We start from the raw sequence: 14,436 nt of genomic DNA, 5'->3' as shown, positions 1-14,436 counted from the left end.
CATATAGAGTTCTGCTGGGAGTACTGCTGATCGTTTACGCAGCAATAAGATTTACAAGGGTAATTAATCAAAAAGATAATTAGGGAATGAGGAATCTAAGTTTTGTATTCATTTTTTTTGTGCTGTTATCTTGTAAGAATAAAAAACAACCTGATGTTGTTGAACAGACACGGACATCAGGATCGGTAAAAATTCTAGTTGATGAATCTTTTTCTTCAATTATTGCTGATCAGATTATGGTATTTAAATCTGATTATAAACATGCAGAGTTTACTACCATAGCAGGCAATGAAAATAAAATATTACCGGCCTTTTTAAATGACAGTGTTAGAGTAATCATATTGTCGAGGATGTTAACTCCTCAGGAGGATAAGATATACCGAAATAGGAGTATTGTCCCAAAAACCTCGAGGTTTGCCATAGATGGGATTTCATTACTTACGCAGAAGGATGATCTGGATTCGAATATTACTGTTGAGGAAGTGGTAAATATATTGAAAGGAACCTCGGCAAGCGGAAAGCAACTTGTTTTTGATAATGCATATTCAAGCACGCTTAGGTACTTTAAAGAGCTGGCACAAATAACTGAACTTCCAAAAAAAGGAGTTTATACTTTACAAAGCAATAATGACGTTATAAAATACGTTTCTGAGCATAAAAATTTTATAGGAGTTGTTGGCGTAAATTGGTTACTAGCTAATAATTCCAATATGACTTCTTATATTGCAAAGGTGAAAATGATGGGGGTGAGGAATATTAAGGGCAAAAAGGGTGATAATGCATACTATCGTCCGGATCAGGCAAATTTAATTAATGGCATTTATCCTTTTTTGAGGAACATTTACATCATAAATTGTGAAGGTCGTGATGGTTTAGGCACAGGTTTTGCAAATTGGTTACTGAGCCCGCGTGGTCAGTTGATCGTATTGAAATCTGGACTGGGTCCACATAAAATGATGTCACGGGATTTTAACTTGAAGAATACAAACTAAATTTTATATTTGGAAAACGAAACTAGCAGGTATACAGAATGAACCATAATTTTAGAGATGCCTGTTAAATATTTAAAACTAAAAACAAAATAGTGAACCATGAGGCTAAGCAAGCTTCATAACAATTAATTGAAAATAGAGGAACTATGAAAATGACAAAGAAAGCAATAACCTTAGGTTTAGGTTTAGTAGTGATGGGTTCTGCCTCTTTTGCTCAGAGCATTACCGATGCAAAGAAGGCGATAGATGCCGAACAATATGAAAAGGCGACCTCAATGCTTAAAACATTGGTGTCATCGCAAAAAGGCAAAGGGGAGAATTACTTTAGCTTAGGTGATGTTTACTTAAGAAGGGACTATATCGATTCAGCAAGGGCAGCATTTACTCAAGGCGTAACCGCTGATCCGAAAAATCCTTTAAATTATATCGGTCTAGGACAAGCGGATCTGGCCTCAAACAATGCAACTTCAGCGAAAACTAATTTTGATAAAGCAATTGATGTGGCTTCAAAAAAGGATTTTACGCCATATTTGTATATAGGAAAAGCTTATTTATCGACTGAGAAACCAGATTATGCAGCAGCATTGCCTAACTTACAAAAAGCAGAGGAGCTGGATGATAAGGATAAGGAAGCAGAAACATTCGTTGCTTTGGGTGATTATTATGCGTTACAAAGAAAGAATTCTGAGGCGCTTCAAAATTACATGAGGGCTTTAAGCATTGATCCTACACTTTACAGATCCACCGTTCAGATTGGTCGAATGTATAAAGAGTCAAGGGCATTTAGCGACGCAGAAGGGGAATTAAAAAATGTGATCACAGCAGATCCGAATTATGGCCCTGCTTATCGTGAGTTGGCTGAGCTATATATGCAATGGGCAAATCAGGAGCCAGCAAACTTCGATGCTAAAGCAGCAGAAGCGTTAACTAACTATAAAAAGTATCTTGATTTAACTGATAAGTCATATGACTCAAGATTACGTTATGCTACTTTCTTGTTTTATGCAAAAGATTTCAAAACTCTTGAGCAGGAAACTTCAGAATTAGCATCCTTAAACCAGAATGACCCTAAAAGTTTGATCGTTTCAAGGTTGAGAGGATATTCTGCTTATGAAAACAAAAACTACCCTCAGAGTTTACAATACATGAAAGATTTCTTTGCGAAAGTAAAAGATACTTCACGTATCATCTCTGATGATTACATGTATCTTGGTAAAGCTTTAATGAAAGACTCTACTGATAAAAACAATGATAGTTTAGGTTTAGTAAATGTGATTAAAGCAGTGACCATGGATTCTACTAAAGTTGAGGCTTTAGCTGAGGTCGCTAAATCATACTATGATAATAAAAACTATGCTAAAGCTATTACAACATATAACGTAGTTAACCGTTTGAACCCGGATGGTAAAGGATCATTGTACAATTATTTTTACCATGCTATAGCATCTTACGTATCATACTATAAAGCTTATGTTGCTAAGACCAATCCATCGAAAGATATTTTGGTGAAAGGTGATTCGTCGTTAGCAAAATTATTAAAGCTAGCTCCGTCAACACTAGATGCAATTTTATACAGAGCTAGAATTAATGATTTTATAGATGATGAGACTGATCCAAAAGGATTGAAAATACCTTTTTACCAACAATATTTAGATTCAGTTGAAACTCATGTTGATAAACAAACACCGGCAGTTAAAAAGAATATGGTGGAAGCATATAATCAAATTGCAGGTTTTGCCTCATATAAGGAAGATAAAGAAAAAGCAAAATTATTCTGGGACAAAAGTTTAGCTATTGATCCATCAAATGCTACTGCATTAGAAGGTATCAAATCGCTAACTGCACCAGCGCCAAAAACTGCGGCTAAGCCAAAGAAAAAATAGGAATTTTATAATAAAAGAAAAAGGCGGGGTTGTTATCCCGCCTTTTTCTTTTATTTTTGCTTCATAATTTATATTTATATGGAAACTCAAAGTGTACCTGTAGATTTTTTGCCAATTATATTTCAAGTAATTGTAGCTTTAGGATTTGTTGTTGTTACTTTAATTGCGACACATTTTTTAGGCCCCAAAAGGAAAACATCAGATAAGCTATCAACCTTCGAAGCGGGTATAAAAGTGGTGGGTAACGCTCGTCAGCCATTTTCAATAAAGTATTTTCTTGTAGCCATTCTCTTCGTCCTGTTCGATGTGGAGGTAATATTTATGTATCCTTGGGCAGTTAATTTCAGATCATTGGGAATGTCTGGAATGATAGAAATGTTCATCTTTATGGGAACGCTATTATTAGGCTTTATTTATGTGATAAAGAAGAAAGCATTGGATTGGAATTAATTTATTTAGATTGTTTCTAAATGCCCTCAACTTAATTCATTTGCTTTTAAAAAATTGTAGATTTGTGGTTCATTCTTTAAAGGAATGAACCTTTTTCGTTTTATATCATGAGTGACATCAATATAGTAGACGCGCCTCCAGGCATAGAAGGATCTGGATTTTTTGCTACTTCCTTAGACAAGGTTATCGGCCTGGCTCGTTCCCATTCATTATGGCCTTTGCCATTTGCAACTTCTTGCTGCGGTATTGAGTTTATGGCTACCATGGGGTCTCATTATGACTTTGGTCGTTTTGGATCTGAGCGTCTAAGCTTTTCGCCTCGTCAGGCTGATTTATTAATGGTGATGGGTACAATAGCAAAGAAAATGAGTCCTGTTCTTAAACAAGTGTATTTACAAATGGCTGAGCCTCGTTGGGTGATCGCTGTGGGAGCTTGTGCATCAAGCGGAGGTATATTTGATACTTATTCTGTTTTGCAGGGAATTGATGAAATTATTCCTGTTGATGTGTATGTGCCAGGATGTCCGCCAAGACCAGAGGCTATTTTAGATGGCTTTAATAAAATCCAAGAGTTGGTTAAGAATGAATCTTTAAGAAGAAGAAATTCAGATCAATATAAACAAATGTTGGCTTCATACGGAATTGAATAATGGCAGAAGTTACTAATCAAGACTTAATACAACAGCTGACTGAAAAGTTTGGTGAAAAAATAGTTGGAATTAATGAGCCTTACGGCTTACTTACTTTTGAAACGACTAAAGATGTCATTATTGATGTTTTAGCCTTTTTAAAGCAAAATACACTGGCTAAGTTCAATTTTCTTACTGATATTACTGCCGTACATTATCCAGAGAAAAAACATGGTATTGCGGTGGTTTACCATCTGCATAGCATGGTTAATAAAATCAGGATCAGAGTTAAGGTCTTTATTGACACTAACCATCCTGAAATCCCTACGGCTACTGACCTATGGAATGCAGCCAACTGGATGGAAAGAGAAACTTACGATTTGTTTGGCGTAAAATTCGAAGGCCATCCGGATCTTAGAAGAATATTGAATATGGATGAACTTGGTGTTCACCCAATGTTAAAGCAATATCCTTTAGAGGATCCAAACAGAGTAGATAAAAAAGACGAATACTTTGGTAGATAAGAAAAAATGAATCAACCGGTATATACAGATAACGACCCGCAGAATGAATTGGTTACCTTAAATCTAGGTCCAACCCACCCTGCCACACACGGAGTTTTTCAGAATGTCATTCAATTAGATGGTGAGCGCATCGTTAGTGGTGTATCTACTATTGGGTACATCCACCGTGCATTTGAAAAGATTGCAGAACATCGACCATTTTACCAAATTACTCCTTTAACAGATCGCCTGAACTATTGTTCTTCTCCTATCAATAATATGGGGTGGCACATGACTGTTGAGAAGTTATTGGATATTAAAATGCCAAAACGTGTTGATTACTTAAGGGTAATTATTATGGAATTGGCCCGTATTTCAGATCATATTATCTGTAATACGATTATAGCTCAGGATACAGGTGCAACCACTACATTTTTGTACTTGTTTCAATTCAGAGAGCATATTTATGAAATCTACGAAGAGATTTGTGGAGCAAGGCTAACGACTAACGTTGGACGTATAGGTGGCTTTGAGAGGGATTTCAATGAAATTGCCTTTGCTAAGATCAATAAGTTCTTAAAAGAGTTCCCTGTTGCGCTAAGAGAGTTTGAAAGCTTGCTTAACCGTAACCGTATTTTTATAGATCGTACAGCCAAAGTAGCTGCAGTATCTGCAGAGCAGGCGCTTGATTATGGATGGACCGGACCGTTATTACGTTCGGCAGGGGTTGATTATGATGTGCGTGTAAGTGATCCATATTCTTCATATCAGGATTTTGATTTTGAAGTTCCGGTAGGTACAAGTGGTGATATTTATGATCGTTACCTTGTTCGCAACGAAGAAATGTGGCAAAGTGTAAGGTTAATTGAACAGGCTTTGGAAAAAATTAAACATGAGCCTGCAGGGATTTTCCATGCAGACGTGCCGGAGTTCTATTTGCCTGCTAAAGAAGAAGTTTATAATAATATGGAAGCTTTAATCTATCACTTTAAAATTGTGATGGGTGAAATTGATGCACCTAAAGCTGAGGTTTATCATTCAGTGGAGGGTGGCAACGGTGAATTAGGTTTCTATTTGATTAATGATGGAGGAAGAACACCATATCGTTTGCACTTCAGAAGACCTAGTTTTATTAATTATCAAATGTTTGCACCAATGAGTAAAGGCATGCTGTTATCAGACGCCATTATAAACATGAGTAGTATGAACATTATTGCAGGAGAATTAGATGCTTAAAGTAGAACAACAACAACCTGTAGAGTTTTCATCAGCTTTAAAAGAAAAGTTTGATGAGATAATTAGCAGATACCCTAAAGGTAAACATAAATCTGCTTTATTGCCGATACTTCATGAGGTTCAGGCCGAATTAGGCTGGTTAAGCTCAGATGCAATGGATAAAGTTGCTGCTTACCTGGATATACAGAATATTGAGGTGTATGAGGTAGCGTCATTTTATACCATGTATTTTTTAAAGCCACAGGGAAAATATGTTTTGGAAGTATGCAGAACAGGCCCTTGTTGTTTAGTAGGTGCTGAAAAGCTAATGAAGCACATAGAGAAAAACCTGGGTGTTAAAGAAGGCGAAATTACCCCTGATGGCTTGTTTAGTTGGAGAGGTGTAGAGTGTTTGGCAGCCTGTGGTTATGGCCCGGTATTACAGATTGGTCCTGAATATACATTTTACGAAAACCTTAATGAACAAAAGGTTGACGAGTTGATACAAGATTTACGCAAGAAATAATGGCCCGTAAACTATTATTAGAACACATAAACGTACCAGGCATCAATACATTTGATGTTTATCGCCAAAAAGGCGGGTACCGCGCTGTAGAAAAGGCTTTAAAAACCTTAACTCCTGATGAAGTGGTTGAAGAGGTTAAGAAGTCGGGGCTACGCGGACGTGGTGGTGCAGGATTCCCTACGGGAATGAAATGGAGTTTTTTGGCGAAACCTGAAGGTGTAGCAAGATATTTAGTTTGTAATGCTGACGAGTCTGAGCCAGGAACTTTTAAGGATCGTTACCTGATGACTTATATTCCTCATGCACTTATTGAGGGAATGATTGTTTCTAGCTTTGCGCTGGGTGCTAATACGTCTTACATATACGTTAGGGGCGAAATGATGCCTCAGATCCGTATACTGGAAAAAGCAATTGCCGAGGCTAAGAATGCTGGCTTTCTAGGCAAAAACATTCTTGGAACAGGTTACGATTTAGAATTGTATGTTCAGCCAGGCGGTGGCGCATATATATGTGGTGAGGAAACCGCATTATTGGAATCTTTAGAAGGTAAAAGAGGAAATCCTAGGATTAAACCACCTTTCCCTGCTATAGCAGGACTTTACGGATGTCCAACGGTAGTAAATAATGTTGAATCTATTGCTGCAACAGTGCCGATCATTAATGATGGCGGAGATGAGTATGCGAAAATAGGAATTGGCAGAAGTACAGGTACTAAACTTATTTCAGCTTCGGGTAACTTAGTAAGACCTGGAGTGTATGAGATAGAACTGGGATTACCAGTAGAGGAGTTTATTTACTCTGATGAATATTGTGGAGGTATAGCGAATGGTAAAAGATTAAAAGCTACCGTAGCCGGAGGATCATCTGTTCCTATTTTGCCAGCAAATCTTACCCTGAAATTAGCAAACGGTGACCCAAGGTTAATGAGCTATGAATCTTTATCTGAAGGTGGCTTTGCTACCGGCTCAATGATGGGATCTGGAGGTTTTATTGCCTTCGATGAGGATCAGTGTATAGTTAGAAATACATGGAATTTTTCTCGTTTTTATCATCACGAAAGCTGTGGTCAATGTTCTCCTTGCAGAGAGGGAACCGGCTGGATGGAGAAAGTGTTGCATAGAATAGAATATGGCCATGGTAAAATGAGCGATATAGATTTACTGGTGGATGTTTCTAAAAAGATCGAAGGAAACACGATTTGTCCATTAGGTGATGCAGCTGCATGGCCGGTTGCAAGTGCAATCAGACATTTCAGAGATGAGTTTGAATGGCATGTAAAAGAGCCAATCAAATGTTTAGATACTAATTATGGCTTAGCAAATTATGCACAGCCGATTGCGAAAGCAGAAGTTACGACAGGAAATTAACAATCATGAGTGATAAAGTTAAGGTAACCATAGACGGGATAACAGTAGAAGTAGCACCCGGCACAACCATTCTGAATGCTGCAAGGCAAATAGGAGGTGATATTGTGCCACCAGCTATGTGCTATTATTCCAAATTAGAAGGTAGCGGAGGAAAGTGCCGTACTTGTATTGTTAAAGTAAGTAAAGGATCTGAAAAAGATCCACGACCAATGCCAAAATTGGTTGCATCATGCCGTACAACAGTTATGGATGGTATGGAGGTTCAGAACATCACCTCTCCGGAAGTTATTGAAGCACGAAGTGGGGTAGTAGAAATGCTATTGATTAACCATCCTTTGGATTGTCCGGTTTGTGATCAGGCTGGAGAATGTGATCTTCAAAATCTTGGTTATGAGCATGGTTTGCAAAAAACAAGATACGAGTTTGAACGCAGAACTTTTGAACGTATTGATATTGGAGATAAGATCCAATTGCATATGAACAGATGTATATTATGCTACCGCTGTGTGTTTACTGCCGATCAGATTACAAATAAACGTGTACACGGAATTTTAAATAGAGGGGATCATTCAGAAATCTCTACTTATATACAAACAGCTGTAGACAATGATTTTTCTGGAAATGTGATTGATGTATGCCCTGTTGGTGCATTAACAGATAAAACATTCAGATTCAAGAATCGTGTTTGGTTTACAAAACCAATTGATGCACACAGAGATTGTCCTACTTGCAGTGGTAAAGTAACCCTTTGGTATAAAGGAGAAAATGTACTAAGAGTTACAGCGCGTAAAGATATTTATGGGGAGGTTGAGGAGTTTATCTGTAATACATGTCGTTTTGATAAAAAGAAAACGGCTGACTGGGTAATTGAACATCCTACTGTTATTAGTGATACCTCGGTTATTGCTTCTAACCATTATGAAACCCTTAAGCCTTTACCTGTTATTCAAAACAACCCTCAATTACAGCAGGCAAATAAAGTAGAACTAGAAAAAACAACCAAATTCTAATGGATATAGCTTTTGTAATAGAAAAATTTGTGCTGGTTGCCATCATTTTTGGTATCAGTTTATTGATTGCTATGTACTCTACTTATGCTGAACGGAAAGTTGCAGCCTTTTTACAGGACAGACTTGGACCAGACAGGGCAGGTCCTTTTGGAATACTACAGCCACTGGCTGATGGGGTTAAGATGTTCATGAAAGAAGAAATAATCCCTTCAAATGCGAGTAAGTGGTTATTTATGGTAGGACCTGGTTTGGCAATGCTAACTGCTTGTATAGGAACTGCTGTTATTCCCTGGGGGAGCAATATCACTGTTGGTGATCGTGTGATTTCATTACAGGTAACTGATATCAATGTTGGTATTTTATACATCTTTGGCGTTGTTTCACTGGGTGTTTACGGGGTAATGATTGGTGGTTGGGCATCAAATAATAAGTACTCCTTATTAAGTGCTATTCGTGCTGCATCGCAAAACATCAGTTATGAGATTGCGATGGGCTTGTCTATAATTGCGTTGTTGCTGGTTACAGGAACAATGAGCCTCAGGGAGATTGTAGAACAGCAGCATGGCTGGCATTGGAATGTCCTTTATCAGCCGCTAGGATTTCTAATTTTTATGGTTTGTTCTTTTGCTGAGACCAACAGGGCACCTTTTGACTTACCTGAGTGTGAAACTGAGCTAATTGGTGGTTATCATACAGAGTATTCTTCAATGAAGTTAGGTTTTTATCTGTTTGCAGAATACATCAACATGTTTGTTTCGTCAGCAGTTATGGCTACCCTTTATTTCGGAGGATATAATTATCCTGGCATGGACTGGGTATTGTTACATACCGGGCCGGTAATTGGCCCTCTGATTGGAACGTTTGTATTCTTTATAAAAATATTTGCATTCATATTTTTCTTTATGTGGGTACGTTGGACAATCCCTCGTTTCCGGTACGATCAACTGATGCATCTAGGCTGGAAGGGCTTAATTCCTTTGGCTATAGCTAACATCATTATCACAGGTATTGTGATTGCAATAATTGAAAAGTTTTAACAACACGCATTAGCGGATAAATAATAAGGAGGTTTAATGGAACCATTAACCAGTAAAAAGAAAGTATTAGAACAAAAACCGTTGACGTTTGCAGAACGCATGTATTTACCTGCAATAGTTAAAGGTCTGTCTGTTACAATTAGCCACTTATTTAAAAAAGAGGCTACAATAAGATATCCTGAGGTAGAGAGAGAGTTCTCAACAAACTTCAGGGGGATGCATTCTTTGAAAAGAGATGAAGAAGGAAGAGAACGCTGTACTGCCTGTGGCTTATGTGCTTTATCTTGTCCTGCTGAAGCGATAACAATGATTGCTGCTGAACGTAAACCTGAAGAAAAGGAATTGTATAGAGAAGAGAAATATGCTTCTGTATATGAGATAAATATGCTGCGTTGTATTTTCTGTGGTTTGTGTGAAGAGGCTTGTCCGAAAGAGGCAATTTACCTTGACGGTCCAATTGTACCTGCTGATTATCTTCGTAAAGATTTTATTTACGGGAAAGATAAATTGGTAGAGCAACCATTGAATAAATAGTAATTTAGTATGCAATGCCTGTTAAGGGCCTTTTAATATAAACAGTTTAAACATAGATAATGGGTACTTCAGTATTCTATTTCGTAGCAACATTAAGCGTATTCTTTTCACTGATGGTTATTTTTTCAAAGAACCCGGTGCATAGTGTGCTTTATCTGATTGTTACTTTCTTCACATTTACGGTTCACTACATCCTGTTAAATGCACAGTTTTTGGCGGTGGTAAATTTCATTGTTTACATGGGAGCAATTATGGTTCTATTCCTTTTTGTTCTGATGTTACTGAACCTCAATAAAGATAATGAACCACTAAAGTCGGGAGCAGTAAAAGTAGTTGGTGTTATAGCCGGATGCTGTCTTGTGGTAACCTTAGTTGGGTCATTAAAAGCTACAGCCGTGTCTGATCCTGTGATTTTAAGAAATCCTAATTTAGGGTTATTGAAAAATCTGGGTAAGGAATTGTTCGGACCTTTTATGCTGCCGTTTGAACTTTCATCAATTTTATTGCTTTCAGCAATGGTTGGTGCAGTATTATTAACTAAAAAAGAAAAAGTATAGTGGAAAACATGACTCAACAATTGCAGGGAGTACCACTTAACCACTACATCTGGCTAAGTGCTATTATTTTCACCATTGGCGTTATTGGGGTATTAACCCGCAGAAACGCAATCGTTATATTTATGTCGGTTGAATTGATGCTGAATGCGGTTAACTTATTGCTAACAGCTTTTTCGGTACACAACAACGATCCATCCGGACAGGTTTTTGTGTTTTTCATAATGGCTTTGGCTGCTGCTGAGGTTGCAGTTGGGCTAAGTATTATTGTGATGGTGTATAGAAATACACAATCGGTAGATATAAATGTGTTGAATCGCCTTAAGTGGTAATATTAAGTATAGATAGAAAATGATAATAGATTTAGTTTGGCTGGTTCCGTTAATTCCTCTGATTGGTTTTATAATCAATGGTTTAGGAAGAAACACATTATCTAAAAGCCTAATTGGTTTTATAGGAAGCAGTGTTATTTTTATTTCTTTTGCAATCAGTGTTGGTATATTTCTGGCTTTGGGTGCAGATGCAAATAAATCTCATGAAGTTTTTCTTTTTGATTGGATAAATGCAGGAACTTTACATATCCCATTATCTTTCCTTGTTGATCCATTAAGCGCTATAATGTTACTTATTGTAACAGGGGTGGGCTTTCTTATCCATATTTATTCAATTGGATATATGCACAGCGACGAAGGCTTTGGTAAGTTTTTTAGCTACCTGAACCTGTTTATATTTTTTATGTTACTTTTAGTATTGGGTTCAAACTATATAGTAATGTTTATTGGATGGGAAGGAGTTGGTTTGTGTTCTTACCTTCTGATCGGTTTCTGGTACACAAACAGTAGCTATGCTTCTGCAGCCAAAAAAGCCTTTGTAATGAACCGTATAGGTGATTTGGGCTTCCTGCTGGGTGTATTTTTTATCTTTACCACTTTTGGAAGTATCGAATTTTCTAAAATATTCCCTCAGGCAGCAAATATGCTTCCCGGAAACACTACTATCGCACTTATCGCATTATTATTGTTTATAGGTGCATGCGGTAAATCAGCTCAGCTACCTCTTTTTACATGGTTGCCTGATGCAATGGCCGGACCAACACCAGTTTCAGCATTAATACATGCCGCAACAATGGTTACAGCTGGTATTTATATGATTGCCAGATCTAATCTGATATTTGATTTGGCGCCAGTAATTCAGCACGTAATTGCTATAGTTGGTCTTGCAACTGCAATTGTAGCAGCAATTATTGCCCTTACGCAAACAGATATCAAAAAGGTACTTGCTTATTCAACAGTATCGCAATTGGGATATATGTTTTTAGGCTTGGGCGTTGGCGCATATAATGGAGCATTCTTTCACGTTATCACACACGCGTTCTTTAAAGCATTATTATTCTTATGTGCAGGATCTGTAATACATGCCTTGCATCATGAACAGGATATGAGGCATATGGGTGGTTTACGAAAAAAACTACCAGTAACTTTTATTACAATGCTTATCGGTACTATTGCTATAGCCGGGCTTCCTCCTTTTTCAGGTTTTTTCTCTAAAGATGAGATTTTGGCGCATGTGTATCTGCATGATAAAGTAATGTGGGGTATTGCAGTATTTGGTGCTTTCCTAACCGCATTTTATATGTTTAGGATGTTATTCCTTACTTTTTATGGTAAATATCGTGGAACTCACCATGCTGAAGAAAAAATTCATGAATCACCTAAATCGATGACTGTTCCTCTAATCGTACTTGCTGTATTATCAGCTGTGGGCGGTATTATTGGTGTGCCAGAGGCTTTGGGTGGAAATCATTGGTTATCACATTGGCTTTCTCCGGTAATTAAGCATACCGGTGAATCTCCTGATCATGCTACTGAATATATCCTTATGGCAGTTTCAGTTGTAGGTGTACTTATCTCTATCGCGGTTGCATACGGTAAATACATCAAACAAAACCATGTACCTGCCCCTGATGAGGCTAAGCGTTCAGTACTTGCAAACTTATCTTACAATAAATTTTATTTTGATGAGCTATATGATGCCTTAATCAGAAAGCCTTTGGATGCAATTTCAGTGTTCTTCTACAAAATTGTAGATAGTAAAATTGTTGATGGAATTGTTAATGGTTTTGGTTGGGGAACTGCCGAAGCGAGTAAAGGCTTACGCTTAATACAATCCGGCAATGTTGGGTTTTATATTTTTATGATGGTGGTAGGCATCATCTCATTGTTATTGTATACTTATTTATCTCTATAAAAGATCGTTCAGGAAAACATAATGGAACAACTTTTACTACTTCTTATATTTTTACCATTGCTAGGTGCCTTGGTTACCGCTCTTTCCGGAAATGCAGCAAAGCATGTAGCATTGGTTTCAGCAATTGTCTCTTTAGCATTAGCATTGGCAATGGTATGCAATTTCACCCCGGATGCTACTACTCAGTTTGTAGTAAACTACTCATGGATTCGTGATCTTGGAATAAACTTTCATGCTGGTGTAGATGGTATAAGTATGATCACCATATTATTAACCAATGTGTTAATACCATTAATCATATTGGCAAGCTATCAGCATAACTACAAGAGCCAAAATGCATTTTTTGCTTTAATTCTTTTTATGCAAAGCGGATTGCTTATTGTGTTTACATCTCTTGATGCTTTCTTATTCTATATTGGTTGGGAGGCTGCGCTAATACCGATTTACTTTATCTGTGCAGTTTGGGGAGGTAAAGACCGCATTAAGGTAAACATGAAGTTCTTTGTTTATACGATTGCAGGTTCGTTGTTTATGCTTTTGGGTTTAATTTATTTGTACTTACAAAACCCTGCGCATAATTTTGACATCCAGGCTTTCTATAATCTTAATTTAGATGCTACACAGCAGTGTTGGATATTTTGGGCATTTTTTATTGCTTTCGCTATTAAAATGCCGGTATTTCCTTTCCATACCTGGCAGCCAAATACTTATACTGAGGCTCCTGCAGCAGGTACAATGCTGTTGGCGGGTATCATGTTAAAAATGGGTATTTATGGCGTTATCAGGTGGTTGTTGCCAATTGTGCCTTCTGGAGTTCAAGACTGGGGACATGTGGCCATTATATTGTCAGTTGTAGGAATTGTATACGCCTCAATTATAGCATTTACACAAAAAGATGCAAAGCGATTGGTTGCCTATTCTTCCATTGCTCACGTTGGCTTAATCAGTGCAGGCATTTTTGCCCTGAACACACAAGGTATGCAGGGAGCAATGATTCAAATGCTTAGTCATGGTATTAACGTGGTAGGCTTGTTTTTTGTTCTAGATATTATTTCAAGCCGCTTAAAAACTAATAAAATAAGTGAACTAGGTGGAATTGCTAAACAAGCACCGGTATTGGCAATTACCGCTTTGATTATAGTTCTTGGAACTGTTGCCTTACCGGGTACGAATGGTTTTATCGGAGAATTTTTGTTATTAATCGGAGTTTATCAGTACAATATCTGGGTGGCTGTTTTTGCAGGATTAACAATTATTTTCGGAGCTGTTTATATGTTCAGAATGTACCAGAACGTTATGCTTGGAAAAACGAACGATTTAACAATTACCTTTACAGACGTAAAAGGTTCTGAAAGAATAGTATTATACATTATCTGTGCACTAATTATTGTACTAGGTGTTTATCCAAAACCAATATTACAACTTTCCGAAGCATCAGTGCAGCATTTAATAGAACAAGTAACACAAAAATTAACATCGGTAAACTAAG

15 protein-coding genes are annotated in these 14,436 nt (G+C 37.4%); all 15 read left to right on the top strand.

The features are described from left to right. Positions 1-86: 86 nt before the first annotated feature. Positions 87-992, top strand: a complete 906-nt coding sequence (locus tag CPT03_RS17435) for a substrate-binding domain-containing protein (protein WP_099440030.1) — start codon at positions 87-89, stop codon at positions 990-992. A 146-nt stretch (positions 993-1,138) separates the two neighbouring features. Beyond that, positions 1,139-2,875: a tetratricopeptide repeat protein gene (locus CPT03_RS17430; protein ID WP_099440029.1), complete on the top strand. Its 1,737-nt coding sequence runs from the start codon at positions 1,139-1,141 to the stop codon at positions 2,873-2,875. Positions 2,876-2,953: 78 nt separating this feature from the next. Further along, the gene (locus CPT03_RS17425; protein ID WP_099440028.1) at positions 2,954-3,325 is read left to right on the top strand and encodes an NADH-quinone oxidoreductase subunit A; all 372 of its coding nucleotides are present in this window, start codon (positions 2,954-2,956) and stop codon (positions 3,323-3,325) included. A gap of 107 nt (positions 3,326-3,432) precedes the next feature. Then, the gene (locus CPT03_RS17420; RefSeq protein ID WP_099440027.1) at positions 3,433-3,975 is read left to right on the top strand and encodes an NADH-quinone oxidoreductase subunit B; all 543 of its coding nucleotides are present in this window, start codon (positions 3,433-3,435) and stop codon (positions 3,973-3,975) included. Continuing rightward, the gene (locus CPT03_RS17415) at positions 3,975-4,478 is read left to right on the top strand and encodes an NADH-quinone oxidoreductase subunit C (protein WP_099440026.1); all 504 of its coding nucleotides are present in this window, start codon (positions 3,975-3,977) and stop codon (positions 4,476-4,478) included. Before CPT03_RS17420 ends, CPT03_RS17415 begins: the two co-directional genes overlap by 1 nt. Positions 4,479-4,484: 6 nt before the next feature. Then, the gene (locus CPT03_RS17410) at positions 4,485-5,693 is read left to right on the top strand and encodes an NADH-quinone oxidoreductase subunit D (RefSeq protein WP_099440025.1); all 1,209 of its coding nucleotides are present in this window, start codon (positions 4,485-4,487) and stop codon (positions 5,691-5,693) included. After that, the gene (nuoE, locus tag CPT03_RS17405) at positions 5,686-6,198 is read left to right on the top strand and encodes a complex I 24 kDa subunit family protein (protein ID WP_099440024.1); all 513 of its coding nucleotides are present in this window, start codon (positions 5,686-5,688) and stop codon (positions 6,196-6,198) included. The genes CPT03_RS17410 and nuoE overlap by 8 nt, the downstream gene beginning before the upstream one ends. Beyond that, positions 6,198-7,565, top strand: a complete 1,368-nt coding sequence (gene nuoF / locus CPT03_RS17400; RefSeq protein ID WP_099440023.1) for an NADH-quinone oxidoreductase subunit NuoF — start codon at positions 6,198-6,200, stop codon at positions 7,563-7,565. The genes nuoE and nuoF overlap by 1 nt, the downstream gene beginning before the upstream one ends. 5 nt (positions 7,566-7,570) lie before the next feature. Beyond that, the gene (locus tag CPT03_RS17395) at positions 7,571-8,575 is read left to right on the top strand and encodes a 2Fe-2S iron-sulfur cluster-binding protein (RefSeq protein WP_099440022.1); all 1,005 of its coding nucleotides are present in this window, start codon (positions 7,571-7,573) and stop codon (positions 8,573-8,575) included. Continuing rightward, a complete protein-coding gene (gene nuoH, locus CPT03_RS17390) occupies positions 8,575-9,612 on the top strand; it encodes an NADH-quinone oxidoreductase subunit NuoH (RefSeq protein WP_099440021.1) in 1,038 nt (345 codons plus the stop codon). The genes CPT03_RS17395 and nuoH overlap by 1 nt, the downstream gene beginning before the upstream one ends. 36 nt (positions 9,613-9,648) lie before the next feature. Continuing rightward, complete coding sequence (locus CPT03_RS17385; RefSeq protein ID WP_099440020.1) at positions 9,649-10,146, top strand: NuoI/complex I 23 kDa subunit family protein; 498 nt, start codon at positions 9,649-9,651, stop codon at positions 10,144-10,146. A gap of 59 nt (positions 10,147-10,205) precedes the next feature. Continuing rightward, complete coding sequence (locus CPT03_RS17380) at positions 10,206-10,703, top strand: NADH-quinone oxidoreductase subunit J (protein WP_099440019.1); 498 nt, start codon at positions 10,206-10,208, stop codon at positions 10,701-10,703. An 8-nt stretch (positions 10,704-10,711) separates the two neighbouring features. Further along, positions 10,712-11,032, top strand: coding sequence for an NADH-quinone oxidoreductase subunit NuoK (gene nuoK, locus CPT03_RS17375; RefSeq protein WP_216854440.1), 321 nt, complete (start codon positions 10,712-10,714; stop codon positions 11,030-11,032). Between the two features lie 22 nt (positions 11,033-11,054). After that, positions 11,055-12,947 carry an NADH-quinone oxidoreductase subunit L gene (nuoL, locus tag CPT03_RS17370; protein WP_099441163.1) on the top strand — a complete coding sequence of 631 codons (1,893 nt, stop codon included), beginning with the start codon at positions 11,055-11,057 and terminating at the stop codon, positions 12,945-12,947. A 21-nt stretch (positions 12,948-12,968) separates the two neighbouring features. Beyond that, a complete protein-coding gene (locus CPT03_RS17365) occupies positions 12,969-14,435 on the top strand; it encodes a NuoM family protein (RefSeq protein ID WP_099440018.1) in 1,467 nt (488 codons plus the stop codon). The last annotated feature ends 1 nt before the right edge of the window (position 14,436 follow it).

The sequence above is a fragment of the Pedobacter ginsengisoli genome, assembly GCF_002736205.1.
Lineage (GTDB): Bacteria > Bacteroidota > Bacteroidia > Sphingobacteriales > Sphingobacteriaceae > Pedobacter > Pedobacter ginsengisoli_A.
This window is presented reverse-complemented; position numbering and strand designations above follow the sequence as displayed.

What these genes read in the sequence shown, in the direction of transcription:
- CPT03_RS17410 (WP_099440025.1), top strand. Translation starts at nt 4,485, where the DNA reads ATGAATCAACCGGTATATACAGATAACGACCCGCAGAATGAATTGGTT.
- CPT03_RS17430 (WP_099440029.1), top strand. Translation starts at nt 1,139, where the DNA reads ATGAAAATGACAAAGAAAGCAATAACCTTAGGTTTAGGTTTAGTAGTG.
- CPT03_RS17395 (WP_099440022.1), top strand. Translation starts at nt 7,571, where the DNA reads ATGAGTGATAAAGTTAAGGTAACCATAGACGGGATAACAGTAGAAGTA.
- nuoK (WP_216854440.1), top strand. Translation starts at nt 10,712, where the DNA reads ATGACTCAACAATTGCAGGGAGTACCACTTAACCACTACATCTGGCTA.
- nuoF (WP_099440023.1), top strand. Translation starts at nt 6,198, where the DNA reads ATGGCCCGTAAACTATTATTAGAACACATAAACGTACCAGGCATCAAT.
- CPT03_RS17420 (WP_099440027.1), top strand. Translation starts at nt 3,433, where the DNA reads ATGAGTGACATCAATATAGTAGACGCGCCTCCAGGCATAGAAGGATCT.
- CPT03_RS17435 (WP_099440030.1), top strand. Translation starts at nt 87, where the DNA reads ATGAGGAATCTAAGTTTTGTATTCATTTTTTTTGTGCTGTTATCTTGT.
- nuoE (WP_099440024.1), top strand. Translation starts at nt 5,686, where the DNA reads ATGCTTAAAGTAGAACAACAACAACCTGTAGAGTTTTCATCAGCTTTA.
- nuoH (WP_099440021.1), top strand. Translation starts at nt 8,575, where the DNA reads ATGGATATAGCTTTTGTAATAGAAAAATTTGTGCTGGTTGCCATCATT.
- CPT03_RS17425 (WP_099440028.1), top strand. Translation starts at nt 2,954, where the DNA reads ATGGAAACTCAAAGTGTACCTGTAGATTTTTTGCCAATTATATTTCAA.
- CPT03_RS17365 (WP_099440018.1), top strand. Translation starts at nt 12,969, where the DNA reads ATGGAACAACTTTTACTACTTCTTATATTTTTACCATTGCTAGGTGCC.
- CPT03_RS17385 (WP_099440020.1), top strand. Translation starts at nt 9,649, where the DNA reads ATGGAACCATTAACCAGTAAAAAGAAAGTATTAGAACAAAAACCGTTG.
- CPT03_RS17380 (WP_099440019.1), top strand. Translation starts at nt 10,206, where the DNA reads ATGGGTACTTCAGTATTCTATTTCGTAGCAACATTAAGCGTATTCTTT.
- CPT03_RS17415 (WP_099440026.1), top strand. Translation starts at nt 3,975, where the DNA reads ATGGCAGAAGTTACTAATCAAGACTTAATACAACAGCTGACTGAAAAG.